The organism is Velocimicrobium porci, from assembly GCF_009696045.1.
In the GTDB taxonomy this organism is placed as follows: domain Bacteria; phylum Bacillota; class Clostridia; order Lachnospirales; family Lachnospiraceae; genus Velocimicrobium; species Velocimicrobium porci.
This window is the reverse complement of sequence record NZ_VUMT01000002.1, coordinates 73,360-91,986: the sequence shown is the minus strand read 5'-3', so window position 1 is coordinate 91,986 and position 18,627 is coordinate 73,360. Positions and strand designations below refer to the sequence as shown.

Annotated in this window: 16 protein-coding genes, 1 tRNA gene, 1 pseudogene and 1 other annotated feature; of the genes and pseudogenes, 16 read left to right on the top strand and 2 right to left on the bottom strand. The window is 34.3% G+C overall.

Features of this window, described 5'->3' with window-relative positions:
- The first annotated feature begins 12 nt into the window (after nucleotides 1–12).
- The 9 genes from FYJ58_RS01995 (at nucleotide 13) to FYJ58_RS01955 (ending at nucleotide 7,511) form a co-directional block, all read left to right on the top strand.
- A complete protein-coding gene (locus tag FYJ58_RS01995; RefSeq protein ID WP_154516506.1) occupies nucleotides 13–906 on the top strand; it encodes a GNAT family N-acetyltransferase in 894 nt (297 codons plus the stop codon).
- Between the two features lie 63 nt (nucleotides 907–969).
- Nucleotides 970–1,212 (top strand) — a binding site (T-box leader).
- A 61-nt stretch (nucleotides 1,213–1,273) separates the two neighbouring features.
- Nucleotides 1,274–1,939, top strand: a complete 666-nt coding sequence (gene epsC, locus FYJ58_RS01990) for a serine O-acetyltransferase EpsC (protein WP_154516503.1) — start codon at nucleotides 1,274–1,276, stop codon at nucleotides 1,937–1,939.
- A 46-nt stretch (nucleotides 1,940–1,985) separates the two neighbouring features.
- Nucleotides 1,986–3,395, top strand: a complete 1,410-nt coding sequence (gene cysS, locus FYJ58_RS01985) for a cysteine--tRNA ligase (RefSeq protein WP_154516500.1) — start codon at nucleotides 1,986–1,988, stop codon at nucleotides 3,393–3,395.
- Complete coding sequence (locus tag FYJ58_RS01980; RefSeq protein ID WP_154516497.1) at nucleotides 3,380–3,826, top strand: Mini-ribonuclease 3; 447 nt, start codon at nucleotides 3,380–3,382, stop codon at nucleotides 3,824–3,826. Before cysS ends, FYJ58_RS01980 begins: the two co-directional genes overlap by 16 nt.
- 46 nt (nucleotides 3,827–3,872) lie before the next feature.
- Complete coding sequence (gene rlmB / locus FYJ58_RS01975; protein WP_154516494.1) at nucleotides 3,873–4,625, top strand: 23S rRNA (guanosine(2251)-2'-O)-methyltransferase RlmB; 753 nt, start codon at nucleotides 3,873–3,875, stop codon at nucleotides 4,623–4,625.
- 85 nt (nucleotides 4,626–4,710) lie between these two features.
- Entirely contained in the window at nucleotides 4,711–5,364 is a 654-nt protein-coding gene (locus tag FYJ58_RS01970; RefSeq protein ID WP_154516491.1) for an IS607 family transposase, read from the top strand.
- Nucleotides 5,327–6,508 carry an RNA-guided endonuclease InsQ/TnpB family protein gene (locus FYJ58_RS01965; RefSeq protein WP_154516488.1) on the top strand — a complete coding sequence of 394 codons (1,182 nt, stop codon included), beginning with the start codon at nucleotides 5,327–5,329 and terminating at the stop codon, nucleotides 6,506–6,508. The genes FYJ58_RS01970 and FYJ58_RS01965 overlap by 38 nt, the downstream gene beginning before the upstream one ends.
- Nucleotides 6,509–6,805: 297 nt before the next feature.
- Nucleotides 6,806–7,435, top strand: a complete 630-nt coding sequence (gene sigH / locus FYJ58_RS01960) for an RNA polymerase sporulation sigma factor SigH (RefSeq protein WP_328597775.1) — start codon at nucleotides 6,806–6,808, stop codon at nucleotides 7,433–7,435.
- A 3-nt stretch (nucleotides 7,436–7,438) separates the two neighbouring features.
- Nucleotides 7,439–7,511 (top strand) — tRNA-Thr (locus FYJ58_RS01955).
- Nucleotides 7,512–7,584: 73 nt separating this feature from the next.
- Here the strand turns inward: FYJ58_RS01955 and FYJ58_RS01950 are convergent.
- Both FYJ58_RS01950 and FYJ58_RS01945 read right to left on the bottom strand, forming a co-directional pair.
- Nucleotides 7,585–8,919 (bottom strand): MATE family efflux transporter, encoded by a 1,335-nt coding sequence (locus FYJ58_RS01950; RefSeq protein ID WP_154516482.1) that lies wholly within the window; start codon nucleotides 8,917–8,919, stop codon nucleotides 7,585–7,587.
- Nucleotides 8,920–9,048: 129 nt separating this feature from the next.
- The gene (locus FYJ58_RS01945) at nucleotides 9,049–10,014 is read right to left on the bottom strand and encodes an HpcH/HpaI aldolase/citrate lyase family protein (protein ID WP_154516479.1); all 966 of its coding nucleotides are present in this window, start codon (nucleotides 10,012–10,014) and stop codon (nucleotides 9,049–9,051) included.
- A gap of 270 nt (nucleotides 10,015–10,284) precedes the next feature.
- Between FYJ58_RS01945 and FYJ58_RS01940 the strand changes: the two are divergent.
- The 7 genes and pseudogenes from FYJ58_RS01940 to FYJ58_RS01910 all read left to right on the top strand — a co-directional run.
- A pseudogene (locus FYJ58_RS01940) lies at nucleotides 10,285–10,611 on the top strand (rhomboid family intramembrane serine protease); the annotation flags it as partial.
- Nucleotides 10,612–10,629: 18 nt separating this feature from the next.
- On the top strand, nucleotides 10,630–12,900 hold the full coding sequence (locus tag FYJ58_RS01935) for a YceG family protein (RefSeq protein WP_154516473.1): 2,271 nt from the start codon (nucleotides 10,630–10,632) through the stop codon (nucleotides 12,898–12,900).
- A gap of 5 nt (nucleotides 12,901–12,905) precedes the next feature.
- Nucleotides 12,906–14,063, top strand: coding sequence for a toxic anion resistance protein (locus tag FYJ58_RS01930; RefSeq protein ID WP_154516470.1), 1,158 nt, complete (start codon nucleotides 12,906–12,908; stop codon nucleotides 14,061–14,063).
- A gap of 23 nt (nucleotides 14,064–14,086) precedes the next feature.
- Nucleotides 14,087–14,668, top strand: a complete 582-nt coding sequence (locus FYJ58_RS01925; protein WP_154516467.1) for a TerD family protein — start codon at nucleotides 14,087–14,089, stop codon at nucleotides 14,666–14,668.
- A gap of 11 nt (nucleotides 14,669–14,679) precedes the next feature.
- Nucleotides 14,680–15,261, top strand: a complete 582-nt coding sequence (locus FYJ58_RS01920) for a TerD family protein (protein WP_154516464.1) — start codon at nucleotides 14,680–14,682, stop codon at nucleotides 15,259–15,261.
- Between the two features lie 11 nt (nucleotides 15,262–15,272).
- Nucleotides 15,273–15,866 (top strand): TerD family protein, encoded by a 594-nt coding sequence (locus FYJ58_RS01915; RefSeq protein ID WP_154516461.1) that lies wholly within the window; start codon nucleotides 15,273–15,275, stop codon nucleotides 15,864–15,866.
- A gap of 36 nt (nucleotides 15,867–15,902) precedes the next feature.
- Nucleotides 15,903–18,566: a calcium-translocating P-type ATPase, PMCA-type gene (locus tag FYJ58_RS01910; protein ID WP_154516458.1), complete on the top strand. Its 2,664-nt coding sequence runs from the start codon at nucleotides 15,903–15,905 to the stop codon at nucleotides 18,564–18,566.
- Nucleotides 18,567–18,627 lie beyond the last annotated feature (61 nt).

Here is an 18,627-nt window from a genome sequence, read left to right as displayed (position 1 = left end):
TAAATTGTTAAAATGGATAAAAGAGAATCTTGTAGAAAACTATGGAAAGAATGTTTTGGTGATAGTGAATCATATATGGATTACTATTTTACTGAAAAATGGAAAAATAACATTGTTTTTACAAAAGAAGAGACAGATGAGGTAGTGAGCATGGTGCATCTGAATCCATATAGTTTATGCTACAAAGGGAAAAAAGTAGAAAGCTATTATATTGTTGGAGTAGCAACGAAAAAAGAATATCGGAAGAAAGGAAATATGCGACAGCTTTTAGAACAAAGCTTTTCTTTTATGAAAGAAAGCGGAATTAAGCTTACTTACTTAATGCCGGCCGATCGTAAGATATATGAACCATTTGGATTTCGATTCATATATGAACAGGAACGATATCGCTTGCATAAAATAAAAAGGAACTGGGATTTTACTTCTGGGGTCAAGTCAAAGACAATAGAAGAACTATCAACAGAGGAATTGGAAGAATTACTTTCTTTTTGCGAAAGAATACTTCAGAAGGAATTTGACCTTTACGTTATAAGAGGACAGGAATATTATACAAATCTTCAAAAGGAAATGAAGGCTTCTTGTGGAGCAGTAAGGGTATTTTTTAAAAAGAACCATATCATAGGAATTTTGGCTTATGGAAGGGAGAAGGGTGTTCTTGAAATCACAGAAAGTTTAATTGATTTTAATTATACAAGGGAAATTCTTATGGCTTTCTTTTCAATCGAAGATGAAACAGAAGCGTATTTTTTGGAAAGTCATTTTTTAGATAAAACTGTTTTGGAAGAATCGGCAGAATGGGTTCAAAAGGAAACGGTGCCAATTATAATGGCAAAGATGTTAGAGGATACAGAGGAAGCGGAAAGTATTTGGAGAGGACAGAGAGTTTATTTAAACGAAATTGTATAAGGGTTGACAAAAATCAGAATATTGCATAGAATAAAAGCGATTGTAAAAATGATTGGAATAGAGCAAAAAGCGTGGAACGAAAGAGTAGTTTATATGGATAATAACAGAGAAAGAATGTCGGAGGCTGGAAGCATTCTATATTAAACAATAAACGAAGTGCATTCGGGAGCTGGTTATGCGAAACAGAGTAGTATAATCCGGTTACAGCCGTTACCTGTATGTTGTTAAAGATTTATTTTAATGGCAAATGAGAGTATGTCTTTTGATATACAATAGAGTGGAACCGCGGATAACTTCGTCTCTAAGAGTAGAGATGGAGTTTTTTTATTATTGAAAAACGAAATATAATATAGAGGGAAGGGATTGTATGGGCTTTATAAAAGCTGTGAAAGAGGAAATCCGAATTATAAGAGAGCGCGATCCGGCAATTAAATCTTCGATGGAAGTTTTTTTGTATCCTAGTTTTAAAGCAATTACCAGATATCGGATTGCACATAAGTTGTATCAGAGAAAACATTATTTTTTAGCAAGATGGTATTCTCAAAGAACTGCCCGTAAGACAGGAATAGAAATTCATCCGGGAGCGGTTATTGGAAAAGGATTGTTCATTGACCATGGAAATGGTGTTATTATAGGGGAAACAACAATTATTGGTGATAATGTGACTTTGTATCAGGGAGTAACGCTTGGGGGAACAGGAAAAGAGCAGGGGAAACGACACCCAACGATAGAAGATAATGTTATGATTAGTGCGGGAGCAAAGGTTTTAGGTTCATTCCGGGTTGGAAAAAATTCAAAAATAGGAGCGGGTTCGGTTGTATTAACAGAAGTTCCGCCGAACTCTACTGTAGTGGGAGTGCCTGGAAGAGTGGTAAAAAGAGACAATGTAAGAATACCAACGGAAGAAATGGATCAAGTTCATCTTCCTGACCCTGTGCTAAATGATATATCGAACTTGAGAGAGGAAAATCAAAAGTTAAGAGAAGAATTGAAATATTTATCAAAAGAAGTTGAAAAATTAAAGAAAAATTAGTATTATCAGAAATGAAAGTATTTCGTGATAAGAAAGGAATAAGAAGATGAAAGTTTATAATACTTTAACGAGAAAAAAAGAAGAGTTTGTTCCTTTAGAAGAAGGAAAGGTAAAAATGTATGTATGTGGTCCTACGGTATATAATTATATTCATATAGGAAATGCAAGACCAATGATTATATTTGATACAGTAAGAAGATATTTTGAATACAAAGGTTATGAAGTAAATTATGTATCTAATTTTACGGATGTGGATGATAAAATTATTAAAAAAGCAAATGAAGAGGGTGTCGACCCTGCAGTTATTTCAGAGCGCTTTATTTCTGCGGTAAAAGAGGATATGGAGCATTTGAATGTAAAACCTGCTACAACGCATCCAAAAGCAACCGAAGAAATAGATGGAATGATTGATATGATTCAGACCTTGATTGATAAAAGGCATGCTTATGAGAAAAACGGAACGGTATATTTCCGTACGAGAAGTTTTAAACCATATGGAAAATTATCAAAGAAAAATATCGACGATTTGGAAGCTGGTCATCGTGATATAAAAGTTGCCGGTGAGGAAGACAAAGAAGATCCGCTGGATTTTGTATTATGGAAACCGAAAAAAGAGGGAGAACCGGCATGGCAGTCACCATGGAGTGATGGACGTCCAGGATGGCATATTGAGTGTTCGGTTATGAGTAAAAAGTATCTTGGTGACCAGATTGACATTCATGCGGGTGGAGAAGATTTGATTTTTCCTCACCATGAAAATGAAATTGCCCAAAGTGAAGCATGCAATGATAAAGAGTTTGCAAAATATTGGCTACACAATGGATTTTTAAATATTGATAATAAGAAAATGTCAAAGTCAGAGGGAAATTTCTTTACGGTTCGTGAAATTGGAGAAAAATATCCATATGAAGTACTTCGTTTCTTCATGCTCAGTGGTGCTCATTATCGTATGCCACTTAATTTCAGCAGAGAATTAATGGAGGCAGCAAAGAACGGATTAGAACGTATTCTCAATGCGGTTGATCATTTAGAAAGATTAAAAGAGCAGGCAAATGAATCAGGCATGACAGAAGAAGAAAAAGCAGTTGTAGAAAAGATGGCTAAGTTGAATGAAAAATTCGACGTTGCAATGGACGATGATTTTAATACAGCAGATGCAGTGTCTGTTATATTTGAGATGGTTAAGCTTGCAAATTCAAATCTAACACAAGAAAGCACAAGAGAAGCAGTTGAAAAGGTAGAACAATATATTGTAACGCTTTGTGATGTATTAGGAATTCAAACAAAACGGGAAACAGAATTACTGGAAGAAGAGATTGAGCAGTTGATTGAGGAAAGACAAACTGCAAGAAAAGAAAAGAATTTTTCCAGGGCAGATGAGATTCGTAATCTTTTACTGGAAAAAGGAATTGTATTAGAAGATACAAGGGAAGGCGTAAGATGGAAAAGAGCGTAAAAAGCTTATTAGATAAGATACAAGACACATTTGAGTTACAGCCGGTCATGGCAAAACAGTACTCACCGCTTACATTGGCTTATATTGGTGATGCCATCTACGATTTGATTATTCGTACCATGCTTGTTGAGCATGGTAATGCTCCTGTGAATAAGCTTCACAGAAAAGCGAGTTCTTTTGTAAAGGCAGAAGCACAAGCAAGGTTAATTCATCAAATAGAGGACGAATTGACAGAAGAAGAATTAGCAATATACAAAAGAGGAAGAAATGCCAAATCGGCTACATCAGCAAAAAATGCAAGTGTACTCGATTATCGTACTGCGACAGGCTTTGAGGCTCTGATGGGGTATTTATACCTAGATAATCAAATAGATCGGGCACTTTGGCTTGTTCAATATGGGTTGGAAAAAGAGAAGAATAGCAGAACATAAATTAAGGCAATTCGTAATGAAAATATGGTAAGGAATTGGAGAAAGAATGAGATACGAAGAATTTACAATTGAAGGAAGAAATGCTGTATTGGAAGCATTTCGCTCAGGAAAGACGATAGACCGTGTGTTTTTGCTCGATGGCTGTCAGGATGGACCAATAAAAACAATTTTAAGAGAAGCAAAAAAGAGAGATACAATTATTAATTTTGTACAAAAAGAAAGATTAGACCAGTTGTCAACAACAGGAAAACATCAAGGTGTAATTGCTTATGCAGCAGCATATGAATATGCGGATATCGAAGATATGTTTCGCCTTGCAGAAGAAAAAGGAGAACCACCATTTTTAATTTTACTAGATAACATTGAAGATCCTCATAATCTTGGCGCGATTATCCGAACTGCAAATCAGGCTGGAGCTCATGGTGTTATCATTCCAAAAAGAAGAGCAGTTGGGCTTACAGCTACGGTTGCAAAGGCTTCTGCAGGAGCAATCAACTATACACCGGTTGCTAAAGTTACAAATCTTGGAGCGACAATTGAAGAATTAAAAGAAAGAGGTCTATGGTTTGTATGTGCTGATTTAGACGGTGAAGTCATGTATAACTTGGATTTGAAAGGACCAATAGGACTCGTAATCGGAAGCGAAGGGGATGGAGTTGGTCGTCTTGTTAAAGAGAAATGTGATTTTGTTGCAAAGATTCCAATGAAAGGTGATATCGATTCGCTTAATGCTTCCGTGGCAATGGGTGTACTTGCTTATGAAATTGTAAGACAAAGAGGTGACAAACAGATAAATTAAACTTGTAAAATGTTATAAATATCTGTTGAATTTTATAACTTATCTTGATAGAATAAAGTATAAACATTATAAGGAGATTTTAATTATGAGCAAATACTATTCTATCAATGAATTTTCAAAAATTTTAGGAGTTTCAGCACAAACATTACGGAATTGGGACAATAACGGAAAACTTCATCCACATCATACTTCTAGCAATGGATATAGATATTATTCGCACGAACAATTGAATCAAGTGGTGAATATAAAACCAAATCTTGATAGAATTACCATTGGCTATTGTAGAGTTTCAAGCAAGAAACAAAAAGATGATTTGGAACGTCAAATAGAGAATATGAAATTGTACTTAACTGCACAAGGCAAGCCTTTTGAGATTATTAGTGATATTGGCTCTGGAATCAATTATAAGAAAAAAGGATTAAAAGAACTGATTAAACGAATCTCTCAGAATAAAGTCGAAAAGGTTGTAGTTTTGTATCAAGATAGATTATTACGATTTGGTTTTGAATTAGTTGAATATATTGCAAGTTTATATAATTGCGATATAGAAATAATTGATAACACTGAAAAACCAGAGCAACAAGAACTTGTTGAAGATTTAGTTCAAATAATAACTGTATTCAGTTGTAAGTTACAAGGAAAACGTGCAAATAAAGCAAGAAAACTTGTTAAAGAACTGATAGAAGAAGGTGGTGAAGACAATGATAAAAACAATTCGAGTAATGTTGATTCCAAATAATAAACAAAAAACCAAATTATTCCAATATGCTAATACGGCCAGATTTGCTTATAACTGGGCTTTGGGTAGAGAACAGGATAATTATAAAAACGGTGGTAAGTTTATATCGGATGGAGATTTACGAAAAGAATTTACACAATTAAAGAAGACAGAAGAATATGCTTGGTTAAATAAGGTTTCTAACAATGTAACCAAACAAGCAATTAAAGACGCTTGTGAAGCGTATAGAGATTTCTTTAATGGGTATACAAGGTTTCCACGATTTAAGAGTAAGAAACATTCCATGCCAAAATTCTATCAGGATAATGTAAAAATCCAATTTACAGACACTCATGTAAAAGTAGAAGGATTCGCTGCTTCGAAAAAGAAAAACAAACAGAAATTAAATTGGATCAGGCTTGCAGAACATGGTCGTATTCCTATTGCAAACGTAAAGTACATGAATCCTCGTATAAAATATGACGGATTAAATTGGTGGATTACAATTGGAATGGAATACGAAGACAGTTCTGCTTTTCCATCAAACGAAGGAATTGGAATTGATTTAGGAATAAAAGATTTAGCAATCTGTTCGAATGGGCATAAATATCAGAATATAAATAAAACTCAAAAAGTAAAGAAATTAGAGAAAAGAAAACGCAGGTTACAGCGTTCCATATCAAGAAGATATGAGAAAAATAAGAAAGGAGAAAATTACTGTAAAACAAGTAACCTTATAAAAAGTGAACAAGAACTTTTAAAGTTAAATCACAGACTAACCAATCTTCGTCAAAACTATTTACATCAGACAACCTCTGAAATCATAAAACGAGAACCAAGTTTTATATGTATGGAAGATTTGAATGTAAAAGGAATAATGAAGAATAGACATTTATCGAAGGCAGTTCAACAACAATGTTTTGGAGAATTTAGACGACAGATGGAATACAAATCTGCATGGAAGAATATTCCGATAATTCTTGCAGATAGATTCTTTCCAAGTTCTAAACTATGTAGTTGTTGCGGAAATATCAAGAAAGATTTAAAGTTATCAGACCGTATTTACAAATGTGAATGTGGAAACGTGATAGATAGAGATTACCAAGCTTCTTTGAATCTAAAAAGATATGGAAAAACGACTTTAGAACAACAATCTGTATCATAACACGTTCAAGTTAATGCAGATATGTACTGGTACGTTAGTCAGGAATTTACGCCTATGGAGTGTACAAGAACTTGTGAGTAGTATCTGGATTTATTCAGTACAAAAGCATACACATTGAAGTAGGAATGAAACATAAAGGTTTACAACTTTTTATAAGTTTTCAGTAACGGATAAAAACAGTAAAGATAAAGTTCGGCAAGAATAATGCTTGCCGGACTGTTTTCTATATTTTACGAAAATGAAATTCATGACTTGTAAATAGACTAGATGCTGATAAATTAAAAGAGGGGATTGGATGTGAAGCAATCATATAATCAACTTACAGATGAACAGATTATTGTATTGATTCGGCAGGGTGATAATGACGCTGTTGATTTTTTGATGGATAAATATAAGAACTTAGTGCGGAAACGGGCAAGAAAGTTATTTTTAATTGATGGAGATAAGGATGATCTTATTCAGGAAGGAATGATTGGTTTATATAAAGCAATAAGAGATTACGAACCAGATAAGAAAGCATCTTTTTATACATTTGCCGATTTGTGCATTGCGGGACAGATTTATTCCGCAATTAAAAATTCAAATCGTCAAAAAAATATGCCTTTAAATACTTATATCTCCTTTTATAGTCCGGCTTTTTTAGAGGAATATGAAGATATGAAGGATCCTTATATAAACTTTCTCCCTGCGGCTCATAAGTTGAATCCGGAGGAATTGGTTATTGACAAAGAGACGGTCAGTGTGATAGAATATGAACTCGGAAGACATCTTAGTTTATTGGAAAAAGAGGTTATGAATTTGTATATGGAAGGGTATCCATATACAGAGATAGCTGAGCGTTTAGAGCGTTCACCGAAATCAATTGATAACGCAATTCAACGTGTTAAGAGTAAACTAAATTATGTGTTAAAACAGATACACCATTGATATGCTGCCTTGGCTCAGTCGGTAGAGCGTCGCCTTGGTAAGGCGGAGGTCGGGGGTTCAAGTCCCCTAGGCAGCTTGGAAGGGAAGTCGTATAAATAGAGGAATACAACGCTTTTAGGAAAAATAAAAAAGTTGTGTTTCTCTATTTTTTATTTTTTGTCCACACTTATTATTATTTCTTCCCATTTTCCGTTATAAAATCTTATTAAAAGTATAAGTCCTCTAATTACTAAATCAAAAGCATAAGCATACCAAACGCCTTTAAGACCTAATCTAAAAGGAATGGCTAACAGATAACCGATACCTAATCGGATTCCCCAGATACCGATGAGCGTTGAATACATAGGGAATTTTGTATCACCTGCACCTTGAAGTGAGTTGGTCATAACTTGTACCAAAGCGGAAAATGGTTGAAAAAACGCAATTATTCGGAGTACACTTGCAACGAATAATTGCGTTTCTTTTGTAGTAGTAAATAAGGAAGCAAGTGGTTTGGCAAAGATATAAAATACAGCACCTATTATTATCATACAAATAGCAGACAATAAATAGCTGATATAAGTATATTTTTTTGCATCTTCGATTTTTTGTTCTCCCAGTGAGGTACCGACCAAAGTAGATGCAGCCAGCCCAAATCCCATAGCTGGAATATAAGAATAGCTTTCAATGGTTCCGGCGATATTATGTGCAGCATATGCAGTCACGCTAATAGAAATTATCATGTTGTTATATAAAAGCTGTCCTATTCGCATAATTAGTTTTTCTGCACCAGCAGGAATACCGATTGTAAGAATAGTTTTAATCAATTTTTTATCTGCTACAAAATCTTTTTTGCAGAACTTAATATTCGTGTCATGCCTTTGCAATTTATAAAATAGAAGTAACATACCGATGATTCGGGATAGTGTTGTCGCTAAAGCGAGTCCTAATACTCCGTATCCAAGATGGATAAATAAAGTATCCAATAGAATGTTTAATATATTTGACAGTCCGGTTATATACATAGGTGTTTTCGTATCTTTGACAGCTCTCAGACAACTGGACAATATTAACTGCAGACAAAGAAATATAGATGGAATAGCAACTACGAAATAGTAAGGCGTTGCATATTCAATAATAGTTTTAGGTGTCTTTGACACCATTAAAAATTGTTTATAAAAGATGAAGCAGATAATACCAATTGTTAATCCTAGCCAGAAACCAATGATAATTGACTGAACCATAGATTTATTTGTTTTCTCGTAGTTTTTTTTTCCATAACTTCTTGTAACAATGGCAGTTGTTCCGATACTGACAGCAGTAAAAAATGCTATAAAGATATTCATTATAATATTAGTTATATTAATACCTGCAATTGCAGTATCAGTTAATTGACCTGCAAAATAAGTATCGGTTGTTCCTAGCAATGTTTGCAATGTATTTTCAATGATAATGGGGAAAGCCAATTTTAACGTACACCAAGTGTCTTTTTTTAATCGGTTCATCTTCTATATCTCCTAATGCATTAGGGTATTTATGAAAAATTATATCCCCCTAGGGGGGATATGGTTATAATAACATAGAACTTGATAATTATCAATACGTGCCGAATATTAAAGATTTTTGCGATTCTATTAAAATTCTGACTTCCCATAGATATGGGATAAGATTATAATTTTTTTTGCCCAGTTAGAATGGGTCTTATATTCATTCATTCTAGTGTTTTCAGCACTGCCGGATACAAGCCCTTTTAAATTGGAATCCCAGTTTAAAATAGAAACAGCATCTTCGAAATCTGCTTTTGACACTTTGTAAGCTTCATTGACGAGCGGAATCTGATTAGGATGAATTACTGTTTTTCCAATAAAGCCATTTAACCTGTCTTGGTTTAATTCATTTCTAAGACCTGTATCCCATCCTTCTCCATTATAATATTCCCACACAGGACCGGATACAACATAGTCCATTCCAAATACAGTTATAATGTCAGAGAGAATATTAAAAATTGGTTTGATATCATGAATAGATTCACTACTATGCCGCCTATAACCGAATGCATGGCATAAATCGTTTCCGCCAACACGGATATTAAGAACATATTGAGAAATGGAATCCAATTTTTCTTTTAATCCATATAAAATATCATATCTTGTGTTTAGTGGTATAATAGTAGGACTTTCAAAAATAGGCATCATATATAAGGTTTGAGTTACATGCTCATTAGTTTCAAGAAGTTCTTGTATATAGCTGTCAGCATTTTCTAAAGAAAACTTAGGAATAATAAATCCTTTTACGATAGAGATAGCCTGACCTAGTTGTAGGGTTAATTTTTTTATTTGTTTGGGTTCTCTTACTCTGATGAAAATATGAGGCATAAAAAAATCTTTGATTTGTGATTCTTTGTGTAACTGTTTGAGAGAGTGGATAAGCTGTTGTTCGGCTTCTGCAACACAGCTATCACGAATCGTATCTTCTAAGCATAAGGCAAGTGAAAACAGAGTCCCAAATTTTTCGTTAATTAAATAGTGAACTATGTTTTCGTTATTAGCGGGACAATATAAGAGAGCACCAATACTATAACAAAGTATTTCGTTTTTCATGTAGTTACTCCTTTGCAAGCAATTGATATAATTATAACATTGTAGAATTGGAAATGGTAGTTATTTTTGTAAAAATATGATAAAGTATCTCTTTTATTTAGTTCTGCGTTAAATGATGCTACAATTTATTTGTGGATTTGTTTGAAAATTTAACGAAAGTTGCTAAGAATTGTAACAAAATAGACTTTCAACTTGAAAACTGTAGTTATATTTGCTATATTAATTACAGTTATATAATATGAGGTGGATTTATGACAAAAAGAAAAGTAAAAATATGGTTCACTTAATCTGTTTTTTGTTATAATTTCAACAGCACTTGTGACCGGACTTGTTCACTTTATTTTTTTACCTAATGTGATGTTATTAGGAGCAAGTGGTGTTGTATTTGCATTAATTTTGTTATCGCCAATTACGAGCATAAAAGAAGGAGAAGTTCCGCTAACGTTTCTACTTGTTGCTGTTATATATTTAGGAGGACAGCTTTATGAAGGGTTATTTGTACGGAATAATGTTTCTAATCTGACTCATATATTGGGTGGAATTGTTGGTGCAGGACTTGGGTTTGCGATGAACAGAAATAGAATGAATCGATATTGAGGGTGAGTTTGATAGCTTATGTTTGAACATAAAATGTTAGAAAATTTGAATCAGTATTTTAATACGTTAAGTGCCAGAAACAAAGGAGAAGTTTATTTTTATCGTATTGCCGGATATAATGAGGGCATAAAAAATTTTATAAAGAAATACTACGAGGCGGCAAGACGGTCTGGTGTTGTTATTGAAGGAAGAATATCAAATCCTAATGAAAATAATCTATCTTATTATGAAGAAATCATGGGGATGGATTTTTTGCTTGACATGGGGTTTTTAATAAGCAGTTTGCAAAAATGGTTGCCACGGATGAATGATTATCAAAGAAAAAATGTAGCAACGTCTATTTATGATACATTGGAGCAGATGAGGCAGGAAGGTAAAAACGATTCTATGCTCCGGAATGCCTATATTAAGTTTATGTGCTGGTTATATTATAAATTTGAGCGTATTGTTAATCAGCTGGGAAACGATGAGATTCCTAAAATTCTTTATGAAGGCGAGATTAGTAACTATGAGCTAAAGATGCTTACAATATTGTCTAATGCGGGATGTGATATTGTATTTCTTCAAATCCATGGAGAAGAAGCCTATAAAAAATTAGATTCCGAATCGAAGTACTCGATCTTATATGAAAAGGAAGAAATGCTTCCGTTTCCGAAAGAATTTAGTATTGCGACGATTAGAAATGAGATTGAGCAGGAGAGAAAGAACCGGCAGTTGTATGGAATTTTACCTGATGTAATGAACGCAACGAATATTTGGATTGAAGGAAATGGATTTGAAGATATTCTAAAAGAAATACAGCTAAGAGGAACAGACCCCAATTTATTTTACAATTGTTTTTATAGAATGAATGGTGTCGAAGATAAATTGACTTATTTGAATGAATTGTATCAGTTTCAACTTCAGCTTAAAACGAATGGTCGGAGAATTGTAATTGTTGAGAATTCCATCTCTTGTCCGACCATAGATGAGATTCAAAAAATTCGAAGGAATAGCTATACAAAACCGGAACAAATGATATTGGATTTATCTCATAACATTCAATACTCTGCCAATATTCAGCTGCAGAGAGTCATGATAAAGGCTTTTGTTGACCTTATATTGGAGGAAAGTAGAGATCCGGACAATAATTTAAATAAGCTTACGAATAAGGCGGTTTATTTGCTTTGCTGGTTACAGCGTTATCAGCCGGAATTGTTTTCAAATTGGAATATGCCGGACATTTCCTGTTTTATATATTTTGGCAGCTGTAAAAATGAAACAGAAGCATTATTTTTAAGATTTTTAGCAAGACTTCCAATTGATGTAGTGATATTAAATCCAAATTTAAATACAAAATGTTGTTTGACAGACAAGTTATTATTTGAAAAAAATTATGATAATTCGCTTGTAATTGAAAAATTTCCAAGTGAAAATTCAGATGTACATATGACAACGGTGGCATATCAGGCAGAACGAGAATTAGATACAATGATGTACCAGGGTTCCGGATTATATCGAAATCAGCAGTATACGAAGGCAGTTTCAGTGTCTTTACAGACTATATATGAAGAAATTAATATTTTGTGGAATCAGGAATTAAAGTATAGACCGAACTTCAGCGTAATAGATAACGTTGTTAACCTTCCGGTTATTTTTGCGAAAGTTTCAGGGGTTAAAAACGGCTCGGCAATGGAGTATTGGTCTGAGATAAAAGCATTATTTAATGAAGACACAATCGTAGTAAAGAATGTACCATTTATCAATAGCACCGATGCAAATCCAATAAAGGCACATGCAACGGAATTTTTTAAGAATGGACGCCTGAATAAAACGAAAATAAAAGAGCATCCATGTTATCAATATAGTTTTTTAAGAGATGAAATGCAAGAATACATGTTGGACAAGTTAGCGTTATTGATTGAACAAAGAACAATTAAGGGCACGTTTGAAAACGGAACGGAATATACCATTATTTCTACTGTGCTTAATCTGAAAAAAGAAATGATAAGAATGATTCAAAAATTTGATTTTACAAAAAAGAATCCAAAATTAATTTATATTAATACAACAGAGAAAATAATTTCATTAGAAGATAGTATTATGACTGCATTTTTGAATTTAATTGGATTTGATATTGTGTTTTTCGTTCCTACCGGTTACCAAAATGTAGAAAAGTATTTTAACAGAAAAGTTTTGGAAGAATATCAGATTGGAGAATATCTATATGATTTACATACACCCAATTTTGATTTGATTCCATTGCACCCACGTCGTTCATGGCGTGATAAAATATTTAAGAGAGGGTAGATGATATGGGATTAGATTTTAGCAGACCAAATATGCAGCAGACAACAACAGCTGCGTCGACACCAGAGCCTAAAAATGAATTAGAAGTGGTAGAACAATACGATATTGTTGCAGACAGACAGCAGATGAACGAAACGCTGGTAAATTCACCGGAGGTCGATGCTCTGGCAAGCCAAATCGAGGTTTATAATCTTGAAACTATTGTTTCTTTTGGTGCTCCGGTTGCCGAAGAAATATCAAAAGCATCCGATGTTGTACTAAACAGTATGAATATGTCACAGTTGGATGATTCCAGTGAGATGCTAAATGAATTGGCCAAAATAATGTCCAAGTTTGATATTGAAGAAATAAAAGAAAATTCAGGTTTGTTTGGAAAATTGTTTGGGAATCTTCGGAAGCAGCTTGATAAAATACTTGCGAAATACCATACAATGGGTGAGGAAATTGATAAAATTTACGTGCAATTGAAGCAGTATGAGTCCGAAATTAAACAGTCAAACCGTAAATTAGAAATGATGTTTGAGGCAAATGTAAATTATTATCATGAGCTTGTAAAGTATATTTTGGCAGGAGAACAAGGTTGCCGGGAATTGGAAGCTTATATCGCACAGCGAAGAAATGATATGGAAATGACAGGCGATAATTCGATTCAATTTGAAATACAGAGTTTAGAACAGGCTCTAATGATGCTAGAACAGAGAACGCAGGATCTTCGCACAGCGGAAAGTGTAGCAATACAGTCTATTCCAATGATTAAGACAATGGAATTTAGCAATATGAACCTAGTTCGTAAAATCAATTCGGCATTTATTATTACATTGCCCGTGTTTAAACAGGCACTTGCACAGGCAATCATGCTTAAACGGCAGAAAATTCAGGCAGAAGCAATGTCTGCTTTAGACGAAAGAACAAATGAGATGTTAATTAAAAATGCGAAAAATACAGTGGAACAGTCAAAAGCGACAGCAAGGTTAGCATCTGGAAGTTCAATTAAAATTGAAACGTTGGAAACAACTTGGAGAACAATTGTAAATGGTATTGATGAAACAAAACAAATTCAGGAAAATGCAAGAAAGAAAAGAATGGAAGATCAGGCCAGACTTGAAACGATTAAAACAGAGTTCGAAAAGATGTATCATGTTCCAGATAAAATTCAAAAATAAGTATTTTAAGGGAGGATATAATTATGCCAATTAATTTATCAAAAGGACAAAAAGTTGATTTAACAAAGGGGAATCCGGGATTGAAAAATATTATGGTAGGTCTTGGATGGGATGTAAACGCCTTTGATTCGGGTTCAGATTTTGACCTTGATGCAGCTGCATTTATGCTAGGGGAAAATGGAAAGTGTCCAACGGAAAAAGAATTTGTGTTTTATGGAAATCTTGCTCATCCCAGTGAGGCAGTCAAACATATGGGAGATAACTTAACCGGCGAGGGAGATGGCGATGATGAACAAATCGAAGTTGATCTAAGCAAAATTCCGGCGAATATATCTAAAATTGCATTTACGGTTACAATCTATGATGCAGAAGTCAGAAGACAAAATTTTGGTCAGGTATCAAATGCTTTTATCCGAATTGTAGATGAAGCTACGAATACAGAATTAATTCGTTATGATTTAGGAGAGGATTTTTCAATTGAAACAGCAGTCGTTGTAGGTGAATTATATAGACATAATGGTGAGTGGAAATTTAATGCAATTGGAAGTGGTTTCCAGGGAGGACTTGCCGCATTATGTGGACATTATGGAATTGAGGTAGCATAGGAGGTAGAAAAATGCCAGTAAGTTTACAAAAAGGACAAAAAGTAAGTTTAACAAAAGGAAATCCTGGATTATCAAAGGTTGTAGTAGGTCTTGGATGGGATGTAAATCAATTTGATACAGGTGGAGATTTCGATTTGGATGCAGCAGCATTTTTGTTGACTGATTCAGGAAAAATTTCAAGACAAGAAGATTTTGTGTTTTATGGAAATTTAAAACATCCTTCCGGAGGTGTAGAACATCTGGGAGATAATCTGACCGGTGTTGGTGATGGAGATGATGAGCAGATAAAAGTGGACTTGTCTATAGTTCCGGCGAATATATCTAAAATTGCATTTACGGTTACAATCTATGATGCGGAAGTCAGAAGACAAAATTTTGGACAGGTAAATAATGCGTTTATTCGAATTTATAGAGAAGATACAGGAGAAGAATTGCTTCGTTATGATTTAGGAGAAGATTTTTCAATTGAAACAGCAGCAGTATTTGGTGAATTATATAAAAATAATGGCGAATGGAAATTCAATGCGATTGGATGCGGTTACCAAGGCGGCTTAGCAGCACTTTGTGCAAACTATGGTGTTGAAGTAGAATAGGAGGAAAAAGAATGTCGGTTAGTTTACAAAAAGGACAAAAAGTTAGTTTATCAAAAGATAGAGAAGGACTTTCTAAAGTGGTTATTGGATTAGGATGGGATGAAGTAGAACGTAAAAAAGGCGGTTTCTTTGCACCAAAACCTCAGCCAATTGATTGCGATGCTTCAGCTTTGTTACTACAAAATGGCAAATTAGTGAATCAAAAGGATATTGTTTATTTTGGTAATTTAAGACATAAATCAGGTACCGTACAGCATATGGGTGACAATTTAACCGGTGCAGGGGATGGCGATGATGAACAGATTATTGTTGAGCTGGATAAAATACCAGCAGAATATGATAGAATTGTTCTTGTTGTAAATATTTATCAGGCGGTTAAAAGAAATCAGCACTTTGGAATGATTCAGAATGCGTTTATCCGTTTGGTTGATGCTAGAAATAATACGGAAATGTGTCATTATAACCTGACAGAAGATTATTCCGGAATGACAGCTATGATTTTCGGAGAAGTATATAGACACAATGGTGAATGGAAATTTAATGCAATCGGTCAGGGAACGAATGATCCGGGATTAGGAGAACTTGCGAATCGGTATATTCAATAGTTTTCAAATAATATTATAAGACACGAGGAGAATAATATGAAATTTAGTGGACTTACAGACAAAGAGGTTATAGACTCGAGGGCAAAATACGGCTCAAATGAAATTCCTGATTCCGAGCCTACTACCTTTTGGCAGGAATTTAAAGAAACATTTAGTGATCCGATGATTCGAATCTTGCTGGCAATTGCAGCATTGATGATTGTTATGTTTTTCTTTGGTTATGCTGAGATTTATGAGCCGGTAGGAACGATTGTAGCAGTATTGATCGTAGCAGTGGTATCTGCCAAAACCGGTGTTGCAAGTGATACAAAGTATCGTGAGTTAAAGGATAGCACGAAAAAAGATCAGTGTAAGGTACATCGTAATGGTGCCGTTTCTGTTATTGATATTGACGATGTTGTTGTTGGAGATAAGGTATTATTACAGTCTGGTGATAAAGTACCGGCAGATGGTGTGTTAGTATCCGGTAATTTGAGAGTTGACAATTCTGCTTTAAATGGTGAGGCAGAGGAATGTAAAAAGACAGCGGCAGACGAAGGTTTTGTTTTACCGGATGATATTACTGGAGATACATTTGTAGATAAACATTCCCTATTTCGTGGTGCCGTAGTGTTTGACGGAGAAGGAATCTTAGATGTAAGAAAAGTTGGTTTAAAGACAATGATGGGTAAAATGGCAGAGGAAATGCAGGAAGATGAGCCGGATTCCCCATTAAAGGTTAAACTGGCTAAACTTGCGAATCAGATTTCTACCTTTGGATATATCGGTGCGATTGTAATTGCAATCTTATATTTTGCTTACTTTATTATTAGTGCAGGTGGTGTATCTGCATATTTCTCAATAGGGTTTGCTGAAGTATTTAAGGATATTGTAGAGGCAGTTTCATTAGCCGTTGTAATTATTGTCTGTGCAGTTCCAGAGGGACTTCCACTTATGATTTCACTTGTATTAATGCAGAATACAAGTAAGATGTTAGACCATAATGTTCTTGTAAGAAAAGCGGAGGGAATTGAAACAGCCGGTTCTTTAAATATTTTATTTAGTGATAAAACAGGAACGATTACAAAGGGGATGCTTGAGGTTGTTGACTTCTTTACAGCGGATGGGCAATCAATTCCAATTCAGGAATTAGATTCTCATGCGAAAGTAAAAGAACATATTGACTTAGCAATTGGAAAAAATACACAGTCTATGTATGATTCAGAACATAGAGTGATTGGTGGAAATGCAACGGATCAGGCATTAATGAAATTCCTTGGTGAAACAACATTTAACCAGTTATCATCTTCCAGTGATTGTGTTGTAACAGCTTCACAGGGATTTAATTCTACTAATAAATTTAGTCAGGCAAGAATTGATAAGTATGGCAAGACTTTTTATAAAGGTGCACCAGAGCGTCTTTTGGCAGCAGCAACAAAATATATGGATGCAAATGGTGAAATTAAAAATTTGGATAAAGCTGTATTAGACAAAAAAATTGATGATTTGGCTTCTAAGGCAATGAGAGTACTGGCATTTGGGTATTCAGAAAAAGCACTTGTTGAAAATAAGATTAATGAGGATATTGTTATTATCGGCTTAGTTGGTATCCGGGATGAAGTAAGAGCAGAAGCAAGAGAAGCGATTGAAGAAGTGCAAAATGCAGGTATCCAAGTTGTCATGATTACGGGTGACCGACTTGAAACAGCAGCTGCAATCGCAAAAGATGCAGGCTTAATTAAGAAGGAATCAGATGTTGTATTGTCATCAATAGAGTTAAATCAAATGAGTGATGAGGAAGTGAAGAAAATTATTCCTAATATTAGAGTAATTGCCCGTGCACTTCCAACTGACAAATCAAGAATGGTAAGATTATGTCAGGAAATGAACCTTGTAGTTGGTATGACTGGTGATGGTGTAAATGATTCTCCTGCGTTAAAAAGAGCTGATGTTGGATTTGCAATGGGAAGCGGTACAGAAGCAGCAAAGGAAGCTGGTAAGATTGTAATTTTAGATGATAATTTTAAATCAATTAAAGATGCAATCTGGTATGGTAGAACAATTTATCATAATATATTAAAGTTCTGTAAATTCCAGCTTGTAATCAATGTTGCAGCTGTAGTTGTCAGTGCAATCGCACCGTTCTTTGGAGTGGCAGAGCCATTAAAAGTAACACATTTATTATTTGTAAATCTTGTAATGGATGGTTTAGGTGCAATTATGCTGGGCAATGAACCGGCTCTTGAAAAATACATGAAAGAAAGACCAAGAAGAAGAGATGAAAGTATTGTCAGCAGAAAAATGATGGAACAGATATTAACAATGGGAATCTGGCTTACAATTGTTAGTTTTGTATTCCTAAAGGCTCCATTTTTTGCAAGTTTCTTTGATAATCAAGAGCAATTATTAACAGGATATTTTGTTCTATTTATTGTAAGTGCATTATTTAACGGATTTAATGTAAGAGATGACGGCTTTGGAATTTTCAAGAATATAAATGCAAATCCAGGTTTCTTAAAAGTATTTTTCACGATTATTCTTGTGCAGGCAGTTATTGTAAATGCAGCGTTAGTACCATTCCCAGTCTTTAAATGGATTGGTGAAATGTTTAGCTGTGTTCCATTTGGAATAAAGGGTTGGTTATTAGTGATTGCATTGGCATTTACAATGATTCCTGTTGATTTGGTTCGAAAATATATTGTTGGCGACAGAGAAAAATAAAAAGAGAATGAAATAGGAAGATGGCATACGGTATTTTATATCGTATGCCAGTTTTTTAGGA

What these genes read in the sequence shown, in the direction of transcription:
- FYJ58_RS01935 (WP_154516473.1), top strand. Translation starts at nt 10,630, where the DNA reads ATGTTTGAACATAAAATGTTAGAAAATTTGAATCAGTATTTTAATACG.
- FYJ58_RS01930 (WP_154516470.1), top strand. Translation starts at nt 12,906, where the DNA reads ATGGGATTAGATTTTAGCAGACCAAATATGCAGCAGACAACAACAGCT.
- FYJ58_RS01925 (WP_154516467.1), top strand. Translation starts at nt 14,087, where the DNA reads ATGCCAATTAATTTATCAAAAGGACAAAAAGTTGATTTAACAAAGGGG.
- FYJ58_RS01950 (WP_154516482.1), bottom strand. Translation starts at nt 8,919, where the DNA reads ATGAACCGATTAAAAAAAGACACTTGGTGTACGTTAAAATTGGCTTTC.
- FYJ58_RS01910 (WP_154516458.1), top strand. Translation starts at nt 15,903, where the DNA reads ATGAAATTTAGTGGACTTACAGACAAAGAGGTTATAGACTCGAGGGCA.
- FYJ58_RS01965 (WP_154516488.1), top strand. Translation starts at nt 5,327, where the DNA reads ATGATAAAAACAATTCGAGTAATGTTGATTCCAAATAATAAACAAAAA.
- FYJ58_RS01945 (WP_154516479.1), bottom strand. Translation starts at nt 10,014, where the DNA reads ATGAAAAACGAAATACTTTGTTATAGTATTGGTGCTCTCTTATATTGT.
- FYJ58_RS01970 (WP_154516491.1), top strand. Translation starts at nt 4,711, where the DNA reads ATGAGCAAATACTATTCTATCAATGAATTTTCAAAAATTTTAGGAGTT.
- epsC (WP_154516503.1), top strand. Translation starts at nt 1,274, where the DNA reads ATGGGCTTTATAAAAGCTGTGAAAGAGGAAATCCGAATTATAAGAGAG.
- FYJ58_RS01980 (WP_154516497.1), top strand. Translation starts at nt 3,380, where the DNA reads ATGGAAAAGAGCGTAAAAAGCTTATTAGATAAGATACAAGACACATTT.
- FYJ58_RS01995 (WP_154516506.1), top strand. Translation starts at nt 13, where the DNA reads ATGGATAAAAGAGAATCTTGTAGAAAACTATGGAAAGAATGTTTTGGT.
- FYJ58_RS01920 (WP_154516464.1), top strand. Translation starts at nt 14,680, where the DNA reads ATGCCAGTAAGTTTACAAAAAGGACAAAAAGTAAGTTTAACAAAAGGA.
- FYJ58_RS01915 (WP_154516461.1), top strand. Translation starts at nt 15,273, where the DNA reads ATGTCGGTTAGTTTACAAAAAGGACAAAAAGTTAGTTTATCAAAAGAT.
- cysS (WP_154516500.1), top strand. Translation starts at nt 1,986, where the DNA reads ATGAAAGTTTATAATACTTTAACGAGAAAAAAAGAAGAGTTTGTTCCT.
- rlmB (WP_154516494.1), top strand. Translation starts at nt 3,873, where the DNA reads ATGAGATACGAAGAATTTACAATTGAAGGAAGAAATGCTGTATTGGAA.